24 protein-coding genes are annotated in these 22,384 nt (G+C 68.3%); 13 read left to right on the top strand and 11 right to left on the bottom strand.

All coding sequences use genetic code 11. From position 1 onward, the window contains the following. Nucleotides 1-47: 47 nt before the first annotated feature. Genes AC5DRG_RS44365 through AC5DRG_RS44355 form a run of 3 tightly spaced genes read right to left on the bottom strand, consistent with a single transcriptional unit; the run spans nt 48 to nt 1,583 of the window. Entirely contained in the window at nt 48-881 is an 834-nt protein-coding gene (locus AC5DRG_RS44365) for a helix-turn-helix domain-containing protein (RefSeq protein ID WP_491805655.1), read from the bottom strand. Then, nucleotides 878-1,408, bottom strand: a complete 531-nt coding sequence (locus AC5DRG_RS44360; protein ID WP_491805653.1) for a DUF6879 family protein — start codon at nt 1,406-1,408, stop codon at nt 878-880. Before AC5DRG_RS44360 ends, AC5DRG_RS44365 begins: the two co-directional genes overlap by 4 nt. Next, on the bottom strand, nt 1,389-1,583 hold the full coding sequence (locus tag AC5DRG_RS44355; RefSeq protein ID WP_491805651.1) for a hypothetical protein: 195 nt from the start codon (nt 1,581-1,583) through the stop codon (nt 1,389-1,391). Before AC5DRG_RS44355 ends, AC5DRG_RS44360 begins: the two co-directional genes overlap by 20 nt. Before the next feature lie 328 nt (nt 1,584-1,911). On the opposite strand from AC5DRG_RS44355, the gene AC5DRG_RS44350 reads away from it, so the two are divergent. After that, entirely contained in the window at nt 1,912-2,418 is a 507-nt protein-coding gene (locus AC5DRG_RS44350) for a hypothetical protein (RefSeq protein ID WP_491805650.1), read from the top strand. A gap of 55 nt (nt 2,419-2,473) precedes the next feature. Beyond that, entirely contained in the window at nt 2,474-2,635 is a 162-nt protein-coding gene (locus AC5DRG_RS44345; RefSeq protein ID WP_491805648.1) for a hypothetical protein, read from the top strand. Nucleotides 2,636-3,005: 370 nt separating this feature from the next. Here the strand turns inward: AC5DRG_RS44345 and AC5DRG_RS44340 are convergent, their stop codons facing one another. The 6 genes from AC5DRG_RS44340 to AC5DRG_RS44315 form a co-directional block, all read right to left on the bottom strand. Further along, a complete protein-coding gene (locus AC5DRG_RS44340) occupies nt 3,006-3,392 on the bottom strand; it encodes a hypothetical protein (RefSeq protein ID WP_491805646.1) in 387 nt (128 codons plus the stop codon). 137 nt (nt 3,393-3,529) lie between these two features. Beyond that, nucleotides 3,530-3,733: a hypothetical protein gene (locus tag AC5DRG_RS44335; protein ID WP_491805644.1), complete on the bottom strand. Its 204-nt coding sequence runs from the start codon at nt 3,731-3,733 to the stop codon at nt 3,530-3,532. A 14-nt stretch (nt 3,734-3,747) separates the two neighbouring features. Continuing rightward, a complete protein-coding gene (locus AC5DRG_RS44330; protein WP_491805643.1) occupies nt 3,748-4,761 on the bottom strand; it encodes an HK97 family phage prohead protease in 1,014 nt (337 codons plus the stop codon). A gap of 385 nt (nt 4,762-5,146) precedes the next feature. After that, nucleotides 5,147-5,380 carry a hypothetical protein gene (locus tag AC5DRG_RS44325; protein ID WP_491805641.1) on the bottom strand — a complete coding sequence of 78 codons (234 nt, stop codon included), beginning with the start codon at nt 5,378-5,380 and terminating at the stop codon, nt 5,147-5,149. Between the two features lie 164 nt (nt 5,381-5,544). Further along, nucleotides 5,545-6,981, bottom strand: coding sequence for a hypothetical protein (locus AC5DRG_RS44320; RefSeq protein WP_491805639.1), 1,437 nt, complete (start codon nt 6,979-6,981; stop codon nt 5,545-5,547). 318 nt (nt 6,982-7,299) lie between these two features. Beyond that, nucleotides 7,300-7,497 carry a helix-turn-helix transcriptional regulator gene (locus AC5DRG_RS44315; protein ID WP_491805637.1) on the bottom strand — a complete coding sequence of 66 codons (198 nt, stop codon included), beginning with the start codon at nt 7,495-7,497 and terminating at the stop codon, nt 7,300-7,302. A gap of 393 nt (nt 7,498-7,890) precedes the next feature. Between AC5DRG_RS44315 and AC5DRG_RS44310 the strand changes: the two genes are divergently transcribed. The 3 genes from AC5DRG_RS44310 to AC5DRG_RS44300 all read left to right on the top strand — a co-directional run bounded on the left by AC5DRG_RS44310 (nt 7,891) and on the right by AC5DRG_RS44300 (nt 11,465). Further along, entirely contained in the window at nt 7,891-9,228 is a 1,338-nt protein-coding gene (locus AC5DRG_RS44310) for a tyrosine-type recombinase/integrase (RefSeq protein ID WP_491805635.1), read from the top strand. A 47-nt stretch (nt 9,229-9,275) separates the two neighbouring features. Then, on the top strand, nt 9,276-10,343 hold the full coding sequence (locus AC5DRG_RS44305; protein WP_491805633.1) for an ATP-dependent DNA ligase: 1,068 nt from the start codon (nt 9,276-9,278) through the stop codon (nt 10,341-10,343). A 123-nt stretch (nt 10,344-10,466) separates the two neighbouring features. After that, complete coding sequence (locus tag AC5DRG_RS44300) at nt 10,467-11,465, top strand: DUF3048 domain-containing protein (RefSeq protein ID WP_491805631.1); 999 nt, start codon at nt 10,467-10,469, stop codon at nt 11,463-11,465. 10 nt (nt 11,466-11,475) lie between these two features. Here the strand turns inward: AC5DRG_RS44300 and AC5DRG_RS44295 are convergent, their stop codons facing one another. After that, complete coding sequence (locus AC5DRG_RS44295; RefSeq protein ID WP_491805630.1) at nt 11,476-11,940, bottom strand: MarR family winged helix-turn-helix transcriptional regulator; 465 nt, start codon at nt 11,938-11,940, stop codon at nt 11,476-11,478. Nucleotides 11,941-12,126: 186 nt separating this feature from the next. Here AC5DRG_RS44295 and AC5DRG_RS44290 point away from each other — a divergent pair, with 186 nt between their 5' ends. The 8 genes from AC5DRG_RS44290 to AC5DRG_RS44255 all read left to right on the top strand — a co-directional run bounded on the left by AC5DRG_RS44290 (nt 12,127) and on the right by AC5DRG_RS44255 (nt 19,543). Then, entirely contained in the window at nt 12,127-12,882 is a 756-nt protein-coding gene (locus AC5DRG_RS44290) for a CoA transferase subunit A (RefSeq protein WP_491805629.1), read from the top strand. Next, complete coding sequence (locus tag AC5DRG_RS44285; RefSeq protein WP_491805628.1) at nt 12,882-13,526, top strand: CoA transferase subunit B; 645 nt, start codon at nt 12,882-12,884, stop codon at nt 13,524-13,526. Before AC5DRG_RS44290 ends, AC5DRG_RS44285 begins: the two co-directional genes overlap by 1 nt. Beyond that, entirely contained in the window at nt 13,523-14,725 is a 1,203-nt protein-coding gene (locus AC5DRG_RS44280; protein WP_491805627.1) for a thiolase family protein, read from the top strand. The genes AC5DRG_RS44285 and AC5DRG_RS44280 overlap by 4 nt, the downstream gene beginning before the upstream one ends. A gap of 105 nt (nt 14,726-14,830) precedes the next feature. Continuing rightward, on the top strand, nt 14,831-15,604 hold the full coding sequence (gene pcaH, locus AC5DRG_RS44275; RefSeq protein ID WP_491805625.1) for a protocatechuate 3,4-dioxygenase subunit beta: 774 nt from the start codon (nt 14,831-14,833) through the stop codon (nt 15,602-15,604). Between the two features lie 6 nt (nt 15,605-15,610). Beyond that, entirely contained in the window at nt 15,611-16,216 is a 606-nt protein-coding gene (gene pcaG / locus AC5DRG_RS44270; protein ID WP_491805623.1) for a protocatechuate 3,4-dioxygenase subunit alpha, read from the top strand. Beyond that, nucleotides 16,213-17,544, top strand: a complete 1,332-nt coding sequence (pcaB, locus tag AC5DRG_RS44265) for a 3-carboxy-cis,cis-muconate cycloisomerase (RefSeq protein ID WP_491805621.1) — start codon at nt 16,213-16,215, stop codon at nt 17,542-17,544. The genes pcaG and pcaB overlap by 4 nt, the downstream gene beginning before the upstream one ends. After that, nucleotides 17,541-18,677 carry a bifunctional 3-oxoadipate enol-lactonase/4-carboxymuconolactone decarboxylase PcaDC gene (gene pcaDC, locus AC5DRG_RS44260; RefSeq protein ID WP_491805619.1) on the top strand — a complete coding sequence of 379 codons (1,137 nt, stop codon included), beginning with the start codon at nt 17,541-17,543 and terminating at the stop codon, nt 18,675-18,677. The genes pcaB and pcaDC overlap by 4 nt, the downstream gene beginning before the upstream one ends. Nucleotides 18,678-18,751: 74 nt before the next feature. After that, on the top strand, nt 18,752-19,543 hold the full coding sequence (locus AC5DRG_RS44255) for an SDR family NAD(P)-dependent oxidoreductase (protein ID WP_491805617.1): 792 nt from the start codon (nt 18,752-18,754) through the stop codon (nt 19,541-19,543). A 79-nt stretch (nt 19,544-19,622) separates the two neighbouring features. Here AC5DRG_RS44255 and AC5DRG_RS44250 read toward each other — a convergent pair whose 3' ends face one another. After that, nucleotides 19,623-22,304, bottom strand: coding sequence for an ATP-binding protein (locus tag AC5DRG_RS44250; RefSeq protein ID WP_491805615.1), 2,682 nt, complete (start codon nt 22,302-22,304; stop codon nt 19,623-19,625). Between the last annotated feature and the right edge of the window lie 80 nt (nt 22,305-22,384).

The raw sequence follows: 22,384 nt of genomic DNA, 5'->3' as shown, positions 1-22,384 counted from the left end.
CTTGGATCCCGATTCGGACCCATCGTTGGGGCTGTGTGCGACTCCTCCTAGCCGCTTTCCCGTTGCCGCAAGAGGCCGTCCCGGATGGCCTCCAGGAGGGTCCGCATGTCGTCACCGTCAAGCGCCCCATCAGCGAATCCATCGAACTTGGCGACGTACAGGGCCACGTCGCGAGGGTCGGTGACGACGACTTCGGCGTGGACGGTCTCGACGGTGACCGCGCGGTTGTCACGGATGACGAAGGCGTGGTTGGGGATGTCGTGCTTCGGCCCGGCCAACGGCACCACGCGTACGTCGATGTTGGGGTGGCGCGACAGTGAGATGAGCCGGTCCAACTGTCCGGCCATGACGAGCGGCGGCACGATGAGCCACCGCAGGACGGGTTCGGTGATCACGAACCTCAGTGCCTTGCTCGTGTCGTACAGCACCCCTTGCCGTTCGAGTCGTGCGCTCACGGTCTCCCGTACCGTGACCCCGCTCAGGTCCTCGTGCCGGGAGAGGATCGCTCGCATGTACTCCGGGGTCTGGAGCAGCCCAGGCACCAGTGCGGGCTGAAAGATTCGTAGAAGGCTCATCTGGGCTTCGACGGCCTGTAGTTGGCGCTGTGCCTTGTGGAGGCCGGCTCGCTGAATGAGGCGCCATGCCGTGGCCTCGGTGGCGACCGCACGGGCCGCTTCCATGTACTCGGCCTTGACGTCGTCTGAGACACCGATGGCGGTCAGGATGCGCTCGACGTCGTCAGCACTGGGGGCGAGCTTGCCGGTCTCGATCTTGCTGAGCTTGGAGGCGGACATGACGGCGCTGCGGGCCACTGCCTTAGCTTCCTTGCCGGACGACTGTCGCAGTACCCGCAGCGCTGCCCCAAGCTCTGAACGGTTCACTCGGCGTACTTGGCCCACCAGTCTTCGAACGGCTCGGCATGCGCGAGGGCGGTGTCCCGGTGAGCGACGAACTCCGGGGCCCCTTCGTCAGGCAGTACGTCGGCACCGAGGAACTTGCGGTCATCGCTGTAGCGCATGGGTGCGGCCGTCGTGGAGTCGAACAGCCAGAAGTCGCCGAGGTCCGGCGGCAGAGGGCTGGGTCGGTCGGTCACATCGAGGATGTAGAACTCCTCGCCAGCCGTTGCGTTGGTGACGTACCCCCACCCCAACTCGAAGCGCAGGTACGGAGTTAGAGGACGCGTCAGCAGATGCACGCGATACATGCGGCGTCCGGCCTCGGTGTGCGTGCGCACCTCTTCGAGCCAGTCGGCGTTGTAGTCAGCAGGCTTGTCCTGGCCATCGAGGAAAGCGCGGTACGCGTCCACGCTGCCCGAGGCGCTGTAGTCGTCCAGGGCCTCAAACCGGAACGCCTCGCGCTGGAAGGTTTCGAACAGGTCGCCGAGCGTCCTAGACGCCGAGTTGGTCACCGAATGCCTTCCGGATCAGGTCCATGGGGATCTCGACGAGGGTCTCGTTCGCCGGGATGTTCAGCCCATGGTCTTTCGGGGTCTCGCCCTGCACCAGGATCGTCCCGCGATCTGTGCGGTAGATGGTCGGGCAGTCCCTCTTGTCGCACGTCGTCGCGAGCATGGTCACCTTCACGAGCGTTCCCCTTCCCGTGGCCGTTGGCTGTCTCGTCTGATCGTTCCGGCGCAGGCACTGCTGGGGCAAGGGGTTCGGGTTTCCGGAACGGGAAACGGCGTGGCGGTTTGAGCCGATCGTCGCTGGGCTCCCGATGAGGGAAGACCCCGACGTCGTGCGTCGCGCCCCCTCCACGACTTCAAGATCTCTGACGGGGTTCTCCGTGATGACCTTGCACGTCCCATCTTTGGATCAAGATGGAAGACCCTCACAGCCGATAGTGTGATCAGCGGCCACCTCGCCACGTCCATACAGGCTGATGTGCGCCAGCGGCGCTAAGAATGCCTTCATGGACGATCACGAGGCGCATACCGAAACAGGGGCAGACGACGCGTCACACAGCAGCTCGGGGTTGCCCTCGCTGGAACTCGTCCTGAATGAATTCCACCTAGACCGGAGGACGCTGCAAGATCGCGCAGCTCAGTTGGATGCACGTGGCGGGGTGCTAATCGGCTTCGCGGGAGTACTCGTGGGGCTGGTCACGCGCAGCAGCACGCCAGATGTGCCGCTTAGTTGCCTGCAACTCTGGGCCCTGATCCTGGCCGCCGCTGCTGCGGCATCTGCGGTGGTGGGGGCGTTGTGGAGGCAAGCCACGTCCAGCATGGAACCCTTCCGCCTTCGCGACTACATGATGTTTGATGACGGAGACGCTCGGCTTGCGATCCTCGACACCCGCATCCTCCTTCATCTGCAAGATCAGAAACGTGTGTACGCACGGTTCTGCGCTGTAGGCCTCGCGTCGATGCTGCTCATGGCAGCGCTAGTCCTGCTGTGTCTGGATGCGTGGACAGAGTAGGCCGTCCTGCCTTGGTGGCATACTTCAGAAAGAGAACAGCGAGGAGGTCCCTGCGATGGTTCAGAAGCCCACGCCCCCTGCATCACCCCCTCCCTTCAGGCCGGACCCGCGCCTGGTCGACAACCTGGAGGGGGCCCAGAAGAAGCGCAGTGCCGACAAGGAGGCCGTGAAGCGAGCCCTTGCGAAGCGCAAGAAGGATCTCGTCAAGGGGTCCTAGCCAGGCTCGCTCGTCAACTTTTCGGGTGTCGCAAAAAATCGCGGTCGAGGTCGGGTCGGGTCGGGGGCGGTTCGTTAACCGGCACCCCCTCCCCCCTCATTCTTGATTTAACGGTTCACGCGAATTGATAAGGGCACGAGGGGCATGGCTCGATCGATTAACAAAACTCACCTTTAACCTCGAACAAATCAAAACTCTTTTTTCTTTAATTGTTTTTCAATTTGATAATTGAATTTGATTATTGATTTAACACTGAAGAACGTACGAAGAGGCATACGTACGAGTGGGTGGATGGGGTGGGAAGGGGGGAGGGGGATTGACCCCACCACCCCCTGCCCACCCCCACGGGGCGCCGGGGGTTGGGCGCCCTTCAGTTTTCCCGGTCCCGGGCAACGCGTCTCGACTGTTCCGCATGAGCCTGAGCCTTGATGGCTCGGCCCCTAGCCTTCCGCAGCAACCGCTCGGCTTCGTCCAGTTCCTCCCGCCGCTGGGCCAGTTCGCCCCGAAGTCTCTCCAAGTCGGGGTGGGGCTTTGCCCTCTGCCCGGTGTACGCCGCCCGGTACTGCGCCTCGGCGTCCTCTTCTTCGGCGGCCCGCGCGGCGAGTCCGGCATTTGCCCAAGCCTTCGATTTGGCCTCGTAAGCGGCCTCCGCCTCCGCCTCGATCTTCTGGGCCTCGGCAATGCGGGGTGCATGCTCCGCGTAAGCGGCCTGCTCTACGGGGCTGATAGGCTCCGGTGTCCGGGGCCTCGTACGCATCCGCCACAATGCGCCGCCATTCACGCAGTACCAACCGGCGCGCACTTCACGGCATCCGTATTCGCTGGTCGGGAATCCGCAGTACCCGCACCCGCCGGCTGACGTCCGAACGGCCTTGTTCTCAGCCTGCTTTCGCATTAGTGCCCCCGAGTCAGATAGATGTCCTTGGCCCGCTTCACGGCCAGAATCACGTGCTCCAGGCGCTCTATGTCGAGATTGAGGACCGACTCCCTTAGCGTGCGGGCCTGGTTGGGGTGCGTATCGACGGCCAGGTCGTCGATCTCCAATACGTCCAGCAGTTCCTGAACCTTCAACTCCGTGGGGCTCGGGCTGGCGTTCATATCGTCGCGGTGGCTCATATCAGTCCCATCCTTTGCAGTCGCGCCCGGCTCTCGTAAAGCCGCACGTCATCCTCTGACTCTTCGGGGTTGCTCAGATGTCGCAGCTCATGGGGGACGACGTTCCAGCAGTCATCTTCGGTGAGGCTGGAATTGAGATCGATGACATTGGGCGACATCTTGGGACGGCACCTGCCCAGTAGCGGCTTTTCCGACCAGAAATCCACGAACTCGTCCTTCACGGCCGCCCCGATGTCACCCTCAGCCGAAAACCACTTGATGCGGATCTGGTCTCGGTCGAGACCCAATTCAGGGGCGTAGACCCCGATGGCGGCACGGGCGGCGTCGCGGACCGTCTGCGGCACGATCGATTCCCGGTCGTAGCTGTAACCGACTCCCACCACCTTTACGTAGTTGCCATACAGACGTTCCACTTCAGTGCGAAGTGCCTCGCGGCGGCACTCGTCGTCCAGTCGTGCCTTCGACTCCGCGAGGATGTCGCGGTAAAGGTTGTCCCGGATCCGCAGCAGATCGGCGCGAGTGGCATCCGCGCTCTTGATAGCGAGAACCCGGGTTCCGATACCCGCGCCGCGCATAACTGGGCTGACCTCATGGACATGCAGCCTGCGCAGTGTTCTGCGGTGATTAGACCCGTGCGGGGAGTTCCGGGATGCGGGCCCCGAGTCAAGGACATCGAACCCGTACGACCACTCGGTTCCGGGACCGTCATCGGTCAGCGCCTTGACGGTCTCGAACGCGTCTCGGCCAGCGGCTGTCTGCACAAAGAAGTGACCCTTAAGGATCACCTCGTTCCCGACCTCGTGAATGGTGCCCTTGCCAACCGGCATAGCGCCTTCCCAGCTCTTGTGGTTGTACGCCGAGATCGCTACCTTGGCGCCGTTTTCGAAGGCACCCCGAACAGTTACGTCGCCGTCCTTGTCGACCACGCCCAGGGTGGCGAACACGGCTTCAACCTCCCCCCGCGCCGCCGACTTTATCTCGATGCCAGTTGACCCGTTCTTGTACTCCATCACTTCACCCCCTCTTCCCTTCGTTGCTTCTCATCCATAACCAACAGTTGCGAAACCTGCCACTTGCCCTTGACCCTGCGCCCGCCGAGCTTGGACTCTGCGATGCGTCGTATGTAGGAGTCCGAGACGCCCATGATCTGGGCAGCCTCAGCCACACAGATCACATCGTCTCCGTTTCCCCTCTCCGGAAGTTCCGAAGTTGCGTTCGACCTCGATTCCCCTTGAGAACACGACGAGCATCGAGTTCCGTCCAGTTCGGCCAGCAATTCGAGCCCGGCCCTCCGCTCGAATTCACGGAGAAAGCCCTCCCCCCGGGTGAGACCAACCACGAGTACGCGGCGGATAGCAGCCGCCCTGAGCGTCCCGGGCGCCAGCAGAGGGCCCATCACAACCGACCACCGCCTTTGAACTGCGGGTCTCCATTGGAGCCCTTCATGCGGCGATAAGGGGACTCGCTGACCCGCGAGAATCCGGGGAGCGACCGAGCTTCGACCAGGCGGCCCGATGGCTCGTCTACGACAAGGGCGTACCCTTCGTCCGACCAGGCGATCACGGGAAACGTCGTGAAGCCGTTGTCATCCCTGAACTCGGCGTCGTAAGCAATGGGTGTCGGAATCATGATCGTCATCCTTTCTTGCGGACGCGGACATGTCCGCAAGGGCGGTACTTGTTTCCGTCGCCCAGGCGCATGCCTCTGAACTGGAAAAATAGATAGATCTCTTTACTCACGCGTAGGGCGCAACACGGGGTCGAATGCGGACGTCCGCATGTCCGCAAGATCGGTCAGCTCTGGGCGTCAAGATCCAGAACCCCGTCGGTATTGCTCAGGCGACGAGTCGAAACGGCGTGCTCGATGGCCTCGTCGAGGTAGTCCCGATCCCGCCCAGCATTCCGCCGGAACTCCGTGACCTTCAGGCGCCCTCCCTCCCTGATCACGGCTTTGACGAGTCGCTTAGAGACGCGCTGGACGTTGGCCTCGTGCTCCCCGTTCGCCTCAGCGCCCTTCCGATCCGCTGCTCGCCTGTGGTCGGCCTTCCTGGCCTGCTCCCGCTGACGCTCCCCGTGGGCGACGACCTCGTTGCGGACGGCACAGGACACCTTCCAGACCGACTCGGCCAGCTCCCAGTCCTCCTCTGAGATCTGCCGCCGACCGTCGAGCAGACACAGAAGGCCAGCGACCTTGATCCTCACCAGGTCGGCGTGCGCGTCGAGTGCATCGTCGCCGGGCAGTGGCGCCCCGCCCTCGCCGAAGCCGCGCGTCTTGGCCACAGCCTTGCAGCGCATTTCCTCCGTCACGCTCGGGGGGAGCGTGAGCGTTGACGGCTGCCGGAACGGTGACTGCCCGCCGATGGACGTGGTGTTTTCCAGCTTCCCCGGCCATTCGGTGAAGTCGGGGATCCATGGGTCCTCCGTCAGCGTCCAGAGGAACCGCTGCGGCCCGCCTAGTGAAGCCTCGGAGAGGAGGTGCAGCGCGGCATCGGGCTGGAAGCCGACGATCACGCCGAGCGAGTAGGTGTGACGGGGCACCAGCCGGGAACGGTCGGCGGTCGCGTTCGTCTGGCCGAGTGCTTCGCCCCCGAACGCACGTCGCAGCGTCTCGCCCAGGGTTGATCCCGACCGTTCGGCCAGCTTCGCCAGGGCGGCGCCCTCGTCCACGTAGAACAGGGCGTTGTGCCGAACCTGAACCTTCCTCTTCGGCCTGCCCTCCATACCCATGAACGCCTCGGCGATGCCCTCCCCGGAGCCGACCGGCACCGCGTCGAGGAAGTCGAGCCCGGCCGGCGGGCGAAGCAGCTCAGCCGATGCCGCCTGGGCGGCTGACTTGCCACCGCCGGACTCCCCGACCACCGCGACGTACAGGTTCAACGTCGCGAACCCACGATGCGTGGCGATCCGGGCGGTGTGGGGGGCCATGGCGGCCAAGCGCACCAGCGTCATCAGAAACACCGCGTCGGCGGGTGCGCAGCGCGCGTGAGCGGCGGTGCGGATGTGCCGGAACACCCCGCGCCTATCCCAGAAGTCCTCGGGTAGGCAGAGCTGCGGACGCCCGAATCGGTCCGCTTCGATGCGCCGCCTGATGGGCTCTGCCTGCTCCTCGCTGGCAGGCGGTGTAGGACGACGAAACGGCGACGGCGCCGGTTTGGTGGACAGTCGTATACTCATCGTGGGTTCGGGGCCGCTCTTCTCGTTGGGGGCGGCCTCGGTGTCGTTCTGGCTCATATGGCGTTGTCCGGGACTGTGCGGGTCCGGTGGCGTGGCCCGGATCTCCTCTCGTGATCTTGTCTTTGGGTCAACGGGTCGTGTCTGGGCGCTGCTTGCCCGCCGCCAATGCCGCCAACGCCTCGGCGAGCTCCTGCGCCTCTGCCCACGCTGAGGGTGGCGGCGTTCCGTGCGGGGCCTGCCGGTGCCATTCGCGCCGGGCGGCTCGCCATCGGGCGTGGGCGGCCAACACCGCCTCTCTGGTTGCCGGGGCGGCGCCGTCGAGCCACTGGCTGGGGTCGAACGTCGACAGTCGCCGGGGTTGGCGGCGGCTCGTCGTCACGCCGCCCCCGTCCGGTCACTGCGGTCGACGCGGCGGCTTTCGAGCCAAGCGGCGATGTCCTCAGCGGCGTACCGGACATGCTTTCCGAAGCGGCGGTACTTCGGCCCGGTCCCCGCGTAGTTCCACTCGTAGATCGTCTGTAGCGGCATACCCAGGAATTCGGCGAGTTCCTTCGGCGAGATCATTTTCTGCATTGCCACAGTCCTTCGCTTTCGCTTACCGGTTACTCCGGTTCGCCATTGACATCTCCGGTAGCCGCCGTACGGTAAACCGCATGAAGCGCCCGTATCGATTAGAAAAGGGCAACTCCCTGAGTGCGGTGGGTAGTTGACTCGTTGAAAGTGACGCATATCACGCGTTGCTAATTCTCTGATGTGTGGCTATTTAGCGTATTCGGATACCTGTCGCGCTTAACTACATACTCGCCACACAGTTAGCAGTGGGGAATGCAGTTAAGGATTGTGATGCGTTGAAGGAGCGGAAATACCCTCGGAGAGAGCGCCAGACACGGGCACGACATCCTCCGGCCGTCCGTCGTGTCACACTTGGAAAGCCACACCGTGCCCGCGCGAGAGGGGCGCAGCGCAATGACCAGAGCAGTGCAGATAGCCGACCGGTGGCACCGCCGGACCTCGACCGCCGACGGTGCCAAGGAATGCAAGTGCGGTTCGAGGGATTACCCGTACCCGTCCGCCGACCATGGGACGGAACTCCGCTGGGCGGTCCGCTGGAGGGACCCTCAGGGAAAGCAGCGGAAGAAGCTTTTCAAGCGGAAGCCTGACGCCCACGGGTACGCGGCGGAACTCAAATCTTCGATGGACAAAGGGACTTACATCAACCCGACCACAACTCGCACTACCTTCCGGGAAGTCGCCGCCAAATGGCAGACGGCGAGCGGAATACAGCACCGACCTTCAACGCTCGCGAACACCGACCGCGCCCTGAAGCTGCACATCCTTCCGGCGTTCGGCGACCGGGAAATCGGGGCCATCCGCAAGCCGGACATACAGGCGTGGGTGACCGACCGGGCCGCCGTCCTCGCCCCTTCCACACTGGAAGTCGTGTACGGAACGCTGCGAGCCGTGTTCGCCTGGGCCGTCGGTGAGTACATACCGCTGTCCCCCTGCGACTCCAGAGGCCGCGCGGACCGTGTCCGGCTGCCGACGGTACCGGCGAAGGAGATCGTTCCCCTGTCGGTCGCCCAGGTGGCCGCGCTGGCCGATGCCGCACCCGATCGGTACCGGGCTGCGATCCTGCTGACGGCGGCGTCGGGCTTGCGACAGGGTGAATTGTTCGGACTCGAACCGGGGCACGTCCGGGACGGGGAGATCGTCGTACGACAGCAGGTGTCCGTGATCGACGGGAAGGGCGTCCATATCGCTCCTGTGAAGTCGTCCAGTAGCCGCAGGGTGGTACCGGTGCCGGTGGCCGTCACGGACGCCCTGAGCGCCCACCTGAAGGGGTTCCCGGCACGTTCTCAGGTCATGGCCGACACGACCGACGGCAACCGGCGGGAGCGCCGGGTACGGCTGGTGTTCACGACGGCTTCGGGTGAGCCGGTGCAGCGGTCGCCGTGGGCGAGGACATGGCGGAAGATGGTGGGCGATGCGAACAAGATCCTTGCCGATCAGGGCACAGAGCAGATTCCGGCAGGGACCACGCTGCATACGCTCCGCCACACGTACGCCTCACTGCTGATCAAGCACGGTGAGTCCGTCAAGGTCGTCCAGAAGCGGCTTGGCCACGCGTCGGCGGCCGTCACGCTGGACGTGTACGGGCATCTGTGGCCCGACTCGGACGAGTCGACCAGGGCGGCCGTTGAGCAGGGACTGAGCGGTCTCCTCAGGGACGGCACTCGACAAGATCAGGGCACGGATGAGGGCACTCCCCAAGCGGAATCCACCGGAATGGACAACAAGCAATGAGAACGAATTGTCCGGTCACCCTCAGTAGTAGTGGGAGGTGAAAACCCATGGATCTGCCGGTGATGCCGCCCGTGAAACCCATGCTCGCCAAGTCGGTGGCGAAGATCCCGCCGGACATGCAGTACGAGGCGAAGTGGGACGGGTTCCGGGCGATCGTGTTCCGCGACGGCGACCAGGTCGAGCTGGGCAGCCGTACGGGCAAGACGCTGACCAGGTACTTTCCCGAGCTGGTGACGGCGTTGAAGGAGCGGCTGCCGGCGCGCTGCGTGCTGGACGGCGAGATCGTGATCGCGCGCGAGGGGCGGCTGGACTTCGACGCGCTCACCGAGCGCATCCACCCGGCCGACTCCCGGGTTCGCCTGCTCGCCGAGACGACCCCGGCGTCCTTCGTGGCCTTCGACCTGCTGGCGCTGGCCGACGAGTCGCTCCTCGACGTCCCGCTGAGCGACCGCCGGGCGCTTCTCACCAGGGCGCTGGAGGGTGTCACGGCCCCGGTGCACGTGGCGCCGGCGACGACCGACATCGAGGTGGCGCGGCGGTGGTTCGAGCAGTACGAGGGGGCGGGCCTCGATGGCGTCATCGCCAAGCCGCTCACCCTGCGCTACCGCCAGGATGAGCGCGCCATGTTCAAGATCAAGCACGAGCGCACGGCGGACGTCGTCGTCGCGGGCTACCGCTTCCACAAGAGCGGCCCGATCGTCGGCTCACTGCTGCTCGGCCTCTACGACGACCACGGCACCCTCCAGCACGTGGGCGTCTCCGCCGCCTTCCCGATGAAGCGACGCGCCGAGCTGGTCGAGGAGTTGGAGCCGCTGCGCCTGGACGACGCGGCGGGGCATCCCTGGGCGGCCTGGGCGGAGGAAGCGGCGCACGAGAGCGCACGGCTGCCCGGCGCACCCAGCCGCTGGTCCGGCAAGAAGGACCTGTCCTGGGTGCCGCTGCGCCCGGAGCGGGTGGCCGAGGTGGCGTACGACCACATGGAGAACGGCGTGCGCTTCCGCCACACGGCCCGCTTCCGCCGCTGGCGCCCGGACCGCACCGCCGAGAGCTGCACCTACGCACAGCTGGACGAGCCGGTCAGCTACGACCTGACGGAGATCCTCGGGCCGCGGTGATCCGAGAGACGTAGTGAACCGATCAATGTAGTGCACGCACACAAACACAACCCAGCGGGTATGGCCACCAATGAACTTATAAGCGCACAATCGGAGACACGGACTGGGTGGCAAACGGTGGGCATGGGACTACAGGCGCACGCACGGCGCACCGCTACGACGGCGGCGCTGCTGGTCGCCGCCCTGACGGCCTCCCTGGCCGCGGGGTGTACGACATCCAACGGCCCGGCGGACGACGGGCGCGGCCAGAGCGACGTGCCGACACAGGGGCAGCCGGAGGAGACCGAGCCCGGGCAGAGCCCGCTGGCCGGCGGTTCGGTGCTCGCCGTGAAGATCGACAACGTGCGCGCGGCCCGGCCGCAGACGGGCATCGACTCCGCGGATGTCGTGTACGCGGAGCAGGTGGAGGGCGGGCTCAGCCGTCTGATGGCGGTCTTCGCGACCAAGCTCCCGGAGGTCATCGGGCCGGTGCGCAGCGCGCGCGAGTCCGACCTTGAGCTGCTGCGCCAGTTCGACCGGCCCACGCTCGCCTTCTCCGGGGCCCAGCACAAGCTGCTGCCGCTGATCGCCAAGGCGCCCCTGGTGGCGGAGCCGCCCGGCAAGGTGTCCGGCGCCTACTACCGGGGCACCCCCAAGCCCGCGCCGCACAATCTCTATCTGCGCCCCAACCGGCTGATGTCCTCCACGCCGGGCTCGGACGCGCTGACCACCGGCTTCCACTACGGCACGGCGCCCACCGGCGGGACGTCGCAGTCCTCGATCACCGTGCGCTATCCGGCGGCCAGCTTCACGTTCACCTGGTCGTCGAGCCGGGACCGCTGGCTGGTCTCGATGGACGGGACGCCGACCGTGACCACCGACGGGAAGCGGGTCGTCGCCTCGACGGTCGTCGTGCAGTACGTGAAGATCCGCAAGTCCGCCTACCACGACGTCCTCGGCAACAACTCGCCGTACACCGAGACCGTGGGCTCCGGTACGGCCAAGGTGCTGCGCGACGGGAAGGTCTTCGGCGTCGACTGGAAGCGTGACGAGGCGACGGACGGGACCGAGTTCACCAAGAGCGGCAAGCCGGTGAACTTCGCGAAGGGCCAGGTGTGGGTCGTGTTCGCGAAGGCCTCTTGACGAGGCGGGGTCAGCGTTGGGTGACGAGGGGTTCCGCCGGGTTGCGGAGCCCCTCGGCCGCGTCCGCGACCCGGCGTATGAGGTCGAAGAAGACGCCCTGTTCCTCCACCGAGAGCGGGGCCAGGAACATCTGGTTCATCCGGGCCGTGCGCACCGTCAGCTTGCGGTGGGTGCGTACCCCGTCGTCCGTGAGGCGCAGCAGGAAACGGCGGCCGTCCTGGGTGTCACGGACCTTGTCGAGCAGCCCCCGGCGGCCGAGCCGGCTGATGACCTCGGCGATGGTCGAACGGTCGAGGCCCACCCGCTCCCCCACCGTCCGCTGGTCGAGACCCGGCTCGGCGACGAGCGCGTTGAGGACCGCGAACTGCGGCGAGGTGATCTCCTCGGAGACCATCGTGTTCCACAGCAGGTAGTGCGCCTGCTGGAGCCGCCGGGCGAGGTGCCCGGGGTGGGTGGTGAGGTCCACCGCGGCCATGTGCGCTCCTCAGCGTTGGTCCGGGATTTCATCGGTGTACTGAACAATATCGCACTGTCCACTCCGTGAACCTGGGGTCTTGACTGCTCAGGACTCGGGTGGCAGCGTGAGTGAAACCTCGCAGAAATACTCAGTGCCCTGATTAATTCGGGACGCTGAACCCTCGGAAGAGATGGGGCAGCACGGATGGACAAGGTGGTCGCCACGGCCCTTGAGGCGGTGGCTGATGTGCCGGACGGCGCGACGCTCGCGGTGGGCGGGTTCGGGCTCAGCGGTGTGCCGAACGTGCTGATCCAGGCTCTGTACGAGCGTGGCGTGGCCGGTCTGGGTGTGGTGTCCAACAACTGCGGGGCGATGGAGTCGGGCCTTGCGGTGCTGTTGTCGGCGGGCCGGATCACGCGGGTGACTGGCTCCTACATCGGGGGGAACAAGGAGTTCGCGCGGCAGTATCTGGGCGGTGAGCTGGAGGTGGAGATGATCCCGCAGGGCACTCTCGCGGAGCGGCTGCGGGCCGGCGGGGCCGGCATCCCCGCCTTCTACACGCCGGCCGGGGTGGGCACGCAGGTCGCCGAGGGCGGACTGCCGTGGCGCTACGACGGCTCCGGCGGCGTCGAGCTGGCGTCCCCGCCGAAGGAGGTGCGGGAGTTCGACGGCACCGAGTACGTGCTGGAGCACGGGATCCGCACCGACTTCGCGCTGGTGAGGGCCGCCAAGGGCGACCGGCACGGCAACCTGGTCTTCAACAAGTCCACGCGCAACTTCAACCCCCTCGCCGCGATGGCGGGCAAGGTGACCATCGCCGAGGTGGAGGAGCTGGTCGAGCCCGGCGAGATCGATCCGGACGCGGTGCATCTGCCCGGCATCTTCGTGCAGCGCGTGGTGGCGCTGACGCCCGAGCAGGCGACGGACAAGCGGATCGAGCAGCGGACGGTGAGCAGCTGATGGCCTGGACACGAGAAGAGATGGCCGCCCGCGCCGCGCGCGAACTTGAGGACGGCCAGTACGTCAATCTCGGCATCGGCCTGCCGACGCTGATCCCCAACTACCTCCCGGACGACGTCGAGGTGGTCCTGGAGTCGGAGAACGGCATCCTGGGCACCGGCCCCTACCCCACCGAGGAGCAGGTCGACCCCGATCTGATCAACGCGGGCAAGGAGACGGTCACGGTCCTGCCGGGGGCCTCCTTCTTCGACTCGTCGCTGTCGTTCGGGATGATCCGCGGCGGGCACATCGACGTCGCCGTGCTCGGTGCGATGCAGGTCTCCGCGGGCGGCGACCTGGCGAACTGGGCCATCCCCGGCAAGATGATCACGGGGATCGGTGGGGCGATGGACCTGGTCCACGGCGCCCGCACGGTCATCGTCGTCATGACGCACACCGCGAAGGACGGCTCGGCGAAGATCCTTGAGGAGTGCGCGCTGCCGCTGACCGGCAAGGCGTGCGTGAACCGGATCATCACCGACCTCGGCGTCCTCGACGTGACGGACGACGGGCTGCTCCTCGTGGAGACCGCGCCCGGTGTGACCGTCGAGGAGATCACCGCCAAGACCGATGCCAAGCTGACCGTCGCGGAGGACCTGAAATGAGGAACGTCTACATCGTCGACGCGGTCCGCGCCCCGGTCGCCAAGTACAACGGCGCCCTCGCGTCCGTACGGCCCGACGACCTGGCCGCGCACGCCATCCGTGAACTCCTCGCCCGTACGCCCGACTTGGACCCGGCGACCATCGGCGACGTCTACTTCGGCAACGCGAACGGCGCCGGCGAGGAGAACCGCGACGTCGCCCGCATGGCCGCGCTGCTGGCCGGGCTGCCCACCTCCGTGCCCGGCGTCACCGTCAACCGGCTGTGCGCCTCCGGTCTCGAAGCCGTCATCCAGGGCTACCGGGCCATCGCCCTTGGGGACGCGCAGATCGTCGTGGCCGGCGGTGTCGAGTCGATGACCCGCGCGCCGTACGTGCTGCCCAAGTCGGACAAGCCCTTCCCGGCCGGGCACGCCGAGCTGTACTCGACCACGCTGGGCTGGCGGATGGTCAACCCGAGGATGGACCCGCAGTGGACCATTCCGCTGGGCGAGTCGGCCGAACTCATCGCCGACAAGCACAAGATCACGCGTGAGCAGCAGGACGAGTTCGCGCTCGCTTCCCATCAGAAGGCCGCCGAGGCGCAGGCGGAGGGCCTGTTCGACGCGGAGATCGCCCCGGTGTCGATTCCGCAGCGGAAGGGCGACCCGGTCGTCTTCGCCGCCGACGAGGGTGTCCGCGCGGACGCCTCGCTGGCGACCATGGCGAAGCTCAAGCCGTCGTTCCGCAAGGAGAACGGGACGGTCACCGCGGGCAACGCGTCGACGTTGAACGACGGTGCGGCCGCGCTGCTGCTGGTCGACGAGGAGGGTCTTGAGGCCATCGGCCGCGAGCCCCTCGCCCGGATCTCCGCGTCCGGTGTCTCCGCGATCGAGCCGCACTACTTCGGGCTCGGGCCTGTCGAGGCGGTCAACCGGGCGCTGGACAAGGCTGGTCGGACCTTCGCTGACCTCGACGTCCTCGAACTCAACGAGGCGTTCGCTGCCCAGGTGCTCGGTTGTGTCGCCGAATGGCCCGAGTTCGACCCGGCGATCCTCAATCCGCAGGGTGGTGCGATCGCTCTCGGGCATCCGCTGGGCGCGTCCGGTGCGCGGCTGGCCGGGACCGTCGCCCACCAACTTGCCCGCAAGGGCAGCGGAGTTGGTGTCGCCACCCTTTGCATCGGCGTGGGGCAGGGGCTCGCCCTCGTCCTCGAACGTTAAGCACTTCGCGATGGGCCGTCGGTTGTCTGCGGCGCCGTCGTGGCTGGTCGCGCAGTTCCCCGCGCCCCTTACGGCGCTGTCGCACCCGGAAGGCTACGAAACCCCATGACTCTCACCCAACACGACATCGATCAGGAAATCGCCGTCGAGCATGCCTCGTACGAGAAGCGGGTCGCCGATGGGGCGCCCGTCGAGCATCACCCTCGGCGCGACTACGCCCCGTACCGTTCCTCCGTGCTGCGGCATCCCCAGCAGCCGCCGATCACCATCGACGTGACCAAGGACCCGGAGCTGGTGGAGCTGTCCTCGCCCGCGTTCGGGGAGCGGGACATCACCGAGATCGACAACGACCTCACCCGGCAGCACAACGGTGAGCCGATCGGTGAGCGGATCACGGTCTCCGGGCGGCTTCTCGACCGGGACGGGCGTCCGGTGCGCGGGCAGCTCGTGGAGATCTGGCAGGCGAACTCGGCCGGCCGGTACGCGCACCAGCGCGAGCAGCACGACGCCCCGCTGGACCCGAACTTCACCGGCGTCGGCCGCACGCTCACCGACGACTACGGCTTCTACCGCTTCACCACCATCCAGCCGGGCCCCTACCCGTGGCGCAACCACGTCAACGCCTGGCGGCCGGCGCACATCCACTTCTCGATGTTCGGCTCGGCGTTCACACAGCGGCTCGTGACGCAGATGTACTTCCCGAACGACCCGCTCTTCCCCTACGACCCGATCCTCCAGTCGGTGACGGACGACGCGGCGCGGCAGCGGCTGGTCGCGACGTACGACCACAGCCTGTCGGTGCCGGAGTTCTCGCTCGGCTACCACTGGGACATCGTGCTGGACGGCCCGAACGCCACCTGGATCGAAGAAGGACGCTGACCCGACATGACGAAGATCGACACGAGCAACCCGGACAGCGTGCTCCCCACCCCGTCGCACACGGTCGGCCCCTTCTACGGGTACGCGCTGCCGTTCCCCGGCGGCGGTGACATCGCGCCCGTCGGCCACCCGGACACGATCACCCTCCAGGGCTACGTCTACGACGGCGAGGGCAAGCCGCTGCCGGACGCCTTCGTGGAGCTGTGGGGGCCGGACTCGGACGGCAACCTGTCGACGACCGACGGCTCGATCCGCCGCGACCCGTCGACCGGCGGCTATCTGGGCCGCAACGGCGTGGAGTTCACCGGCTGGGGCCGTATCCAGACGGACGCCAACGGCCACTGGTACGCGCGGACGCTGCGGCCCGGCGCGCGCGGGCAGAGCGCCCCGTACATCAGCGTGTGCGTCTTCGCGCGCGGTCTGCTGGTGCACCTGTTCACCCGGATCTACCTGCCGGGCGACGCGGCGGCGCTGGCCGCCGACCCCCTGCTGGCGCAGTTGGACGGGGACAGGCGCGACACGCTGATCGCCACGGACGGGGGCCACGGCACATACCGTTTCGACATCCGCCTTCAGGGCGAAGGCGAAACGGTCTTCCTGGAGTTCCAGTGACAGCTGACGAGTCCGACGCCGGTCTGCTCGCCCCCGGGTGGGCCGGCTCCCCGGCCGCCGCGGCCACCAGTGACACCGCTTATCTACGGGCCCTGCTCGACGCCGAAGCCGCGCTCACCCGCGCCCAGGCCGCGCTGGGGCTCGCTCCGGCCGAGGCGGCTTCGGCGGTGACCGAGGCGGCGGGCGGCGGGGACTTCGACGTGCGGTCGATCGCGGAACGCGCCCGCGCGGGCGGGAACCCGGTGATCCCGCTGGTCGCGGATCTGACGCGGGCGGTGGGCGAGGAGTACGGCCCGTATGTCCACCGGGGTGCGACCAGCCAGGACATCATGGACACGGCGACGATGCTGGTCGCCGTGCGCACCCTGGACCTCGTCCTCGCCGACCTCGCCCGCACGGAGCGGGCGCTGGCCCGGCTGGCCGCCGACCACCGTGACACCGCGATGCCGGGCCGGACGCTCACCCAGCACGCCGTACCGACGACGTTCGGTCTCAAGGCGGCCGGGTGGCGTTCGCTGGTGCTCGACGCACGGGACCGCGTGACGGCCGTACGGGACTCTCTGCCCGCCCAACTCGGCGGCGCCGCCGGGACGTTGGCGGCCTTCACCGCGTACGGCGCCGCCGAGGCGGACGCCGTCCCGGCCGCCTACGCCCGTGAACTCGGCCTCCGGGCTCCCCTGTTGCCCTGGCACACCTTGCGCACCCCGATCGCCGACCTCGCCGGCTGCCTCGCCCTCGCAGCGGGCGCGCTGGGCAAGATCGCCACGGATGTGCTGACGCTCGCCCGCACCGAGATCGCCGAGGTCGCGGAGGGCAGCGGCGGCGGTTCGTCGGCCATGCCGCACAAGGCCAATCCCGTACGGTCCACCCTGATCGCGGCCGCGGCCCGGCGGGCGCCGCAGCTGGCGGCCACGCTGTACGGGGCCTTGGTCGCGGAGGATGAGCGTCCGGCCGGGGCCTGGCACGCCGAGTGGGAGCCGTTGCGGGAGCTGCTCCGGCTGGTCGGCGGTGCCGCGCGCGATGCCGCCGAGCTGTCCGAGGGGCTCCGGGTCCATCCGGACGTCATGCGCGAACACCTCGGTCTCACCCACGGGTTGATCGTCTCCGAGCGGCTGTCCGCCGAGCTGGCCCCGCTGCTGGGCCGCGCCCGCGCCAAGTCCCTGCTCACCGAGCTCGCGAAGCGCACCTACTCCGAAATCCGCCCGCTGGCCGAACTCCTCGCCGAGGAGCCGGAGTTGAAGGACGTCGACCTCGACGCACTGACCGACCCCGCCCGTTACACCGGCTCCGCCGGACCCCTCACCGACCGTGCCCTGGAGCGACGTTGACCGAGAAACTCCTCAACCACCGTGCCGAGGGGCCCACTTCCGCTCCCCCGCTGCTGCTCGGGCCTTCGCTGGGCACGTCGTACGCCCTGTGGGACAAGGTCGCGCCCGAGCTGTCCATCACCCACCGTGTGGTCCGCTGGGACCTGCCGGGGCACGGCGGTTCGGCCGCCGACCTGATCGGGGCTGGGGCGACGGTGGGCGATCTGGCCGATCTGGTGCTGGCGCTCGCCGAGTCGCTCGGCATCGAGCGGTTCGCGTACGCGGGGGTGTCGCTGGGCGGTGCCGTGGGTCTGCACCTGGCTGTGCACCACCCGGAGCGGATTTCGTCACTGGCCGTGATCTGTTCGTCGGCGCACTTCAACGGCTCGAAGCCGTGGGAGGAGCGGGCCGCGCTGGTGCGGAGGGAGGGGCTGGCCGGGCTCGCGGAGAGCGCGAACGCCCGTTGGTTCACGCCCGGGTTCACCGTCCCGGAGCTCGTCCAGGACCATCGGGACGCCGACCCCGACGCGTACGCCGCCTGCTGTGACGCGCTGGCCGCCTTCGACATCCGGGACCGGCTCCCCGAGATCGCCGCGCGCACCCTGCTGGTCGCCGGCCGCCAGGATCCGGCGACGCCGCCCGCGCATCTGCGGGAGATCGCGGACGCCGTGCCGGGCGCCGCGCTCGTGGAGCTCCCCGGGGCCTCGCACCTGGCGCCCGCGCAGTGCCCGGAGGCCGTCCTCACGGCGCTGCGGGCCCACCTCGGCGGTGGCGCCAAGCGGGGCATGAAGGTGCGGCGCGAGGTGCTCGGCGACGCACACGTCGACCGGGCGCAGGCCCGGCAGACGCCGTTCACCGCGCGCTTCCAGGACTTCATCTCGCGCTACGCCTGGGGCGAGATCTGGACCGACCCGACGCTCACCCGCCGCGAGCGCAGCATGATCACACTCACGGCGCTGGTCGCACACGGCCACTACGACGAACTCGCGATGCACATCCGGGCGGCCCGCCGCAACGGGCTCACACCCGACGAGATCGGCGCGGTGCTGCTCCAGACGGCCGTGTACTGCGGTGTCCCGGCGGCGAACTCGGCGTTCGCGACGGCCCAGCGGGTCCTGGCGGAGGAAGCGGCGGAGGGCGACACCGCAGGGTGACCCTGCTGGTAGTAGCTTCGGCAGCACCTCTCTCATGCCTCCGCCCCTCGGCACCCCGTGCCTAGGGTGGAGGCATGTCCACCATCCTGATCACCGGCGCCACGTCCGGCCTCGGCCGCTACGTCGCCTTCGAACTGGTCCGCTCCGGCCACGTCGTCCTCGCCCACGGCCGCGACCGCGACCGCACGGCCCACCTCGTCGAGGAGCTGCGGGCCGAGGGCGAAGCGGCGGGCTTCGTCGCCGACCTGGCCTCGCTCGCGCAGGTCCGCGAGCTGGGCGCCCAGGTCGCCGAGGCCCACCCCGAACTCGACGTGCTGGTCAACAACGCCGGCGTGGGCGCCGGTTCCCCCGGCTCGGGCCGGGAGGTGAGCGCCGACGGTCACGAACTGCGGTTGGCGGTCAACTACTTGGCGCCAGTCGCGCTGACCCGCGTACTACTGCCGGTGCTGCGGGCGAACACACCGGCGCGAATCGTCAACGTGGGGTCGGCCGGCCAGGAGCCCGTCGACTTCGACGACCCGGAGTTCACCAGGGGCTACGGCGGCTTCCCCGCGTACTGTCGCGCCAAGTTCGCGCTCGCAGCCCATACCTTCACTCTCGCCGAGGAGTTGGCGGGCACCGGGGTCGCGGTGAACGTGCTGCATCCGGCGACGTTCATGGACACGGCGATGGTGCGCGAGGGAGGGGTCGCCGCCTGGTCCACGGTCGCGGACGGCGCGCCGGGGGTGATCGCCCTGGCCACTCAAGAAGTGGGCACGGGCGGGTACTTCGACGGTACGCGGCGAGCACGGGCGCACGAGGCAACGTACGACAGCGAGGTACGCAAGCGCCTGGCAGCGGTAACCGACCAACTCCTCGCGCTCTGACCAACCAAGGGGCGCGGGGAACTGCGCGACCAGCCACCCACGACCCGCAGCCGCCATACCACCTTCCCGACCGAGTCCTTCAGCGCAACCCCCGCCCCGTCTCCAGCACCTCCCGAACCTGCGCCACCAACCCATCCGCACCACACGAACGAGCAAGCGCCAACCCCCGGTTGAGCTCGGCCACCGACCGCGCGGCAACCCCGTACTCCACACGCGCCGCCGCATGTTCGTACTGGCAGGGCGAGGCCTCCAGATACGCCACAGCCTGCGCGGCCAACCGCACCGCCCGCTGACCGGTCTCCAACGCGGCAGCGCACCGCAAGGCCTCGCCGATGGCCGTGTCCGTGCCGAAGCGCTCGGCCTGGCGCCGGGCGTCGGAGGCGAGCTGGGCGGCCCGGGCGGGGTCCTCCGTGGCGAGGGCCCGTGCCAGGTCCACGGTCCAGGAGGCCAGCAGCGGGTTGTGGCCGCCGGCGACGGCCGAGGCCTTCTCCGCGGCCTCCAGTTCGTTGACGCCGTCCTTGGTGCGGCCGACGGCGAGCAGCAGACGGCCGCGCACCGAGCGGATGTCGGGCAGCATGATGGCGGACGGGTAGGGCGGTGCGAAGCCGTACTGTTCGGCGACTGCCCAGGCCTCGTCGACGTGGCCGCGGGCCAGCAGTGTGTCGACGAGGCCACACGTCGCCGACCAGTACACGGGCAGGCCACGGCCGACCCGCTCGGCCAGGCCCAGGGCTTCGCGCAGAGTGGTCTCCGCGTCCCTCAGGCGGCCCTGCCTGCGATAGGCGAAGCCGAGGAAGTTGCTCGCGAGGGCGAGGTGGTTGCCGCTCCAGCCGGCGGAGGTGTAGGCACGCTGGGCCTCGGCGAACAGGCTCTCGGCGCGGTCGAGACGGTCGGCGTACGCATAGGAACCGCCGAGCATCATCAGCGGTTCGAAGCCCCACTCGGTGTCGGTCCAGCCGAGTCCGGGCGTCAGGCGGCCGTTGACGAGGGCACGGTCGCACAGCTCGACGACCTCCTCGGCGTTGCCACCGTGCGTCATGATGTCGAAGGCGCGCAGGATGAGCAGGGCGCGCTCGGAGTTGTCGCGGCCGGTGCAGGTTCCGGCGAGTTCGGCGAGCCGCTCGGAGCGCCCCGGTGAGACCTCCCCGCCGACGTAGATGCCCTCCCACATGTACTGGACGGCCCGGAGGCGCAATTGCGCCGGTCCCGCTTCGTGCCGGGCGGCCTCCGCCTCGACCGTGCGGACTGCCTCCTCCAGCTGGTCGTTGTGGAGCAGTGCCTGCGAGAGGCGGTACACGGCGTCCACCCGGGCCGGGCCCTCCAGGCCGGGCATGCTCAGCGCGGTCTGGAGGTGGCCGATGGTGGTGGCGGGCGCGGTCAGGAGCGTGGCGCAGCCCAGTTCGAAGAGCACGCGCGCGTGGACCTCGGGCCGGGGCGGCTCCACCAGGGCGCGCTCCAGGCAGCGGCGGGCCGCGTCGGGGGCGCCGACGGCGAGATGGTCACGGGCGGCTTCGCGGAGCTGCTCGACGAGTTCCTCGTCGTCGTCCGGGTGGACCTGGAGGAGGTGGCGGGAGGCCGCGGCGGCGCCGAGTCCGGAGTCCGTGACGACCTGTGCGGCGATGCCGTGCATGGCGGTGCACAGGGCCTCGGGGATGGAGTTGTAGACGGCACTCGCGATCAGCGGGTGGACGAACTCCAGATCACCGGGGGCGGCGGGGCCGGCCGCCCGGTCGGGTTCGGTGAGGATACGGGCGTTGCGCAGGAGTTCGGCGCAGCGTGCCGCGTCGTCGTACCCCATGGAGGCCAGCCTGGCGACGAGGCGGACGGTGATGCCGGTGCCGAGGATCGCGGCCGCCCAGGCGAACCGGGTGGCCTCGACGCCGAGGCCTTCCAGACGGGCGACGAGGCCGCCGCCGCGGGCCGAGCGGTTCAGGGCGCGCAGTTCGCCGGCCGAGGACTCGTTCGGATCCATCTCGCTGTCCTGGACCTTGGCGAGGAGTTCGACGGTCTCGTAGGGGTTGCCGCCGGTGACCGCCCACACCTCGCGGCAGAACGGGGCGTCCGCGTGCGGGCCGAGCGTGGCGCGGGTGAGGCCGGCGGTGGCCTCCGGGGTCAGGGCGCTCAGGTTGTTCACGGGGATGCCCGCGGTGGCGACCTCGTCGAGGAGGCGGGCGCTCTCGCCGGTGATGTCGCCGGGGCGGCGGGCGAGCACGATCAGGACGGACAGGTCGTCGAGGCGCTCGGCGAAGGCGGCGAGCCAGCGCAGGGTCTCCTGGTCGGCCCAGTGGGCGTCGTCGATGACGAGCACGAGCGGCCAGTCCCGCTTGGCGAGCCGACACACCGCGGCGACGAGGCCGTCGTAGACGCCCTGCGGGTCGGCCTGGCGCTCAACGGGGTCCGCGATGCCGAGGGCGGGGCCGGCGATGTCGTACCAGTCGCCGAGGTATTCGCGGGCTTCCTCGGGCATCAGGGAGACGAGCGCGGGCTGAAGTAACTGCCGGATCACGTTGAAGGGGACGGACTTGAGGGTCTCGCCGCCGCGGGCCGACCACACGGTGCAGCCGGACCGCTCGGCGATGCGGCGGGTTTCGGACAGCAGCGCGGTCTTGCCGAGTCCCGCTTCGCCCCGGAACACCAGCAGGCTGCCCGAGGAGGAGCGGTCGGCGCGTAGGTTCTCGACCGCTCGTACGACGCCGGCGAGTTCCGCCTCGCGCTCCCAGAGGGGTGCCGAGGAGGCCTCCTGGGGCTCTTCCTCCGTCATCCCGCTACCTCCCCAAGTCGCCCGAACGACGTACAGATATCGAGCGTAGCCGTGCGACTACCGCGTTGGAGGCCGGTCCG

The organism is Streptomyces sp. JLBG701 (assembly GCF_058544905.1).
This window is presented reverse-complemented; position numbering and strand designations above follow the sequence as displayed.

What these genes read in the sequence shown, in the direction of transcription:
- AC5DRG_RS44350 (WP_491805650.1), top strand. Translation starts at nt 1,912, where the DNA reads ATGGACGATCACGAGGCGCATACCGAAACAGGGGCAGACGACGCGTCA.
- AC5DRG_RS44345 (WP_491805648.1), top strand. Translation starts at nt 2,474, where the DNA reads ATGGTTCAGAAGCCCACGCCCCCTGCATCACCCCCTCCCTTCAGGCCG.
- AC5DRG_RS44340 (WP_491805646.1), bottom strand. Translation starts at nt 3,392, where the DNA reads ATGCGTACGAGGCCCCGGACACCGGAGCCTATCAGCCCCGTAGAGCAG.
- AC5DRG_RS44335 (WP_491805644.1), bottom strand. Translation starts at nt 3,733, where the DNA reads ATGAACGCCAGCCCGAGCCCCACGGAGTTGAAGGTTCAGGAACTGCTG.
- AC5DRG_RS44330 (WP_491805643.1), bottom strand. Translation starts at nt 4,761, where the DNA reads ATGGAGTACAAGAACGGGTCAACTGGCATCGAGATAAAGTCGGCGGCG.
- AC5DRG_RS44325 (WP_491805641.1), bottom strand. Translation starts at nt 5,380, where the DNA reads ATGATTCCGACACCCATTGCTTACGACGCCGAGTTCAGGGATGACAAC.
- AC5DRG_RS44320 (WP_491805639.1), bottom strand. Translation starts at nt 6,981, where the DNA reads ATGAGCCAGAACGACACCGAGGCCGCCCCCAACGAGAAGAGCGGCCCC.
- AC5DRG_RS44315 (WP_491805637.1), bottom strand. Translation starts at nt 7,497, where the DNA reads ATGCAGAAAATGATCTCGCCGAAGGAACTCGCCGAATTCCTGGGTATG.
- AC5DRG_RS44310 (WP_491805635.1), top strand. Translation starts at nt 7,891, where the DNA reads ATGACCAGAGCAGTGCAGATAGCCGACCGGTGGCACCGCCGGACCTCG.
- AC5DRG_RS44305 (WP_491805633.1), top strand. Translation starts at nt 9,276, where the DNA reads ATGGATCTGCCGGTGATGCCGCCCGTGAAACCCATGCTCGCCAAGTCG.
- AC5DRG_RS44300 (WP_491805631.1), top strand. Translation starts at nt 10,467, where the DNA reads ATGGGACTACAGGCGCACGCACGGCGCACCGCTACGACGGCGGCGCTG.
- AC5DRG_RS44295 (WP_491805630.1), bottom strand. Translation starts at nt 11,940, where the DNA reads ATGGCCGCGGTGGACCTCACCACCCACCCCGGGCACCTCGCCCGGCGG.
- AC5DRG_RS44290 (WP_491805629.1), top strand. Translation starts at nt 12,127, where the DNA reads ATGGACAAGGTGGTCGCCACGGCCCTTGAGGCGGTGGCTGATGTGCCG.
- AC5DRG_RS44285 (WP_491805628.1), top strand. Translation starts at nt 12,882, where the DNA reads ATGGCCTGGACACGAGAAGAGATGGCCGCCCGCGCCGCGCGCGAACTT.
- AC5DRG_RS44280 (WP_491805627.1), top strand. Translation starts at nt 13,523, where the DNA reads ATGAGGAACGTCTACATCGTCGACGCGGTCCGCGCCCCGGTCGCCAAG.
- pcaH (WP_491805625.1), top strand. Translation starts at nt 14,831, where the DNA reads ATGACTCTCACCCAACACGACATCGATCAGGAAATCGCCGTCGAGCAT.
- pcaG (WP_491805623.1), top strand. Translation starts at nt 15,611, where the DNA reads ATGACGAAGATCGACACGAGCAACCCGGACAGCGTGCTCCCCACCCCG.
- AC5DRG_RS44255 (WP_491805617.1), top strand. Translation starts at nt 18,752, where the DNA reads ATGTCCACCATCCTGATCACCGGCGCCACGTCCGGCCTCGGCCGCTAC.
- AC5DRG_RS44250 (WP_491805615.1), bottom strand. Translation starts at nt 22,304, where the DNA reads ATGACGGAGGAAGAGCCCCAGGAGGCCTCCTCGGCACCCCTCTGGGAG.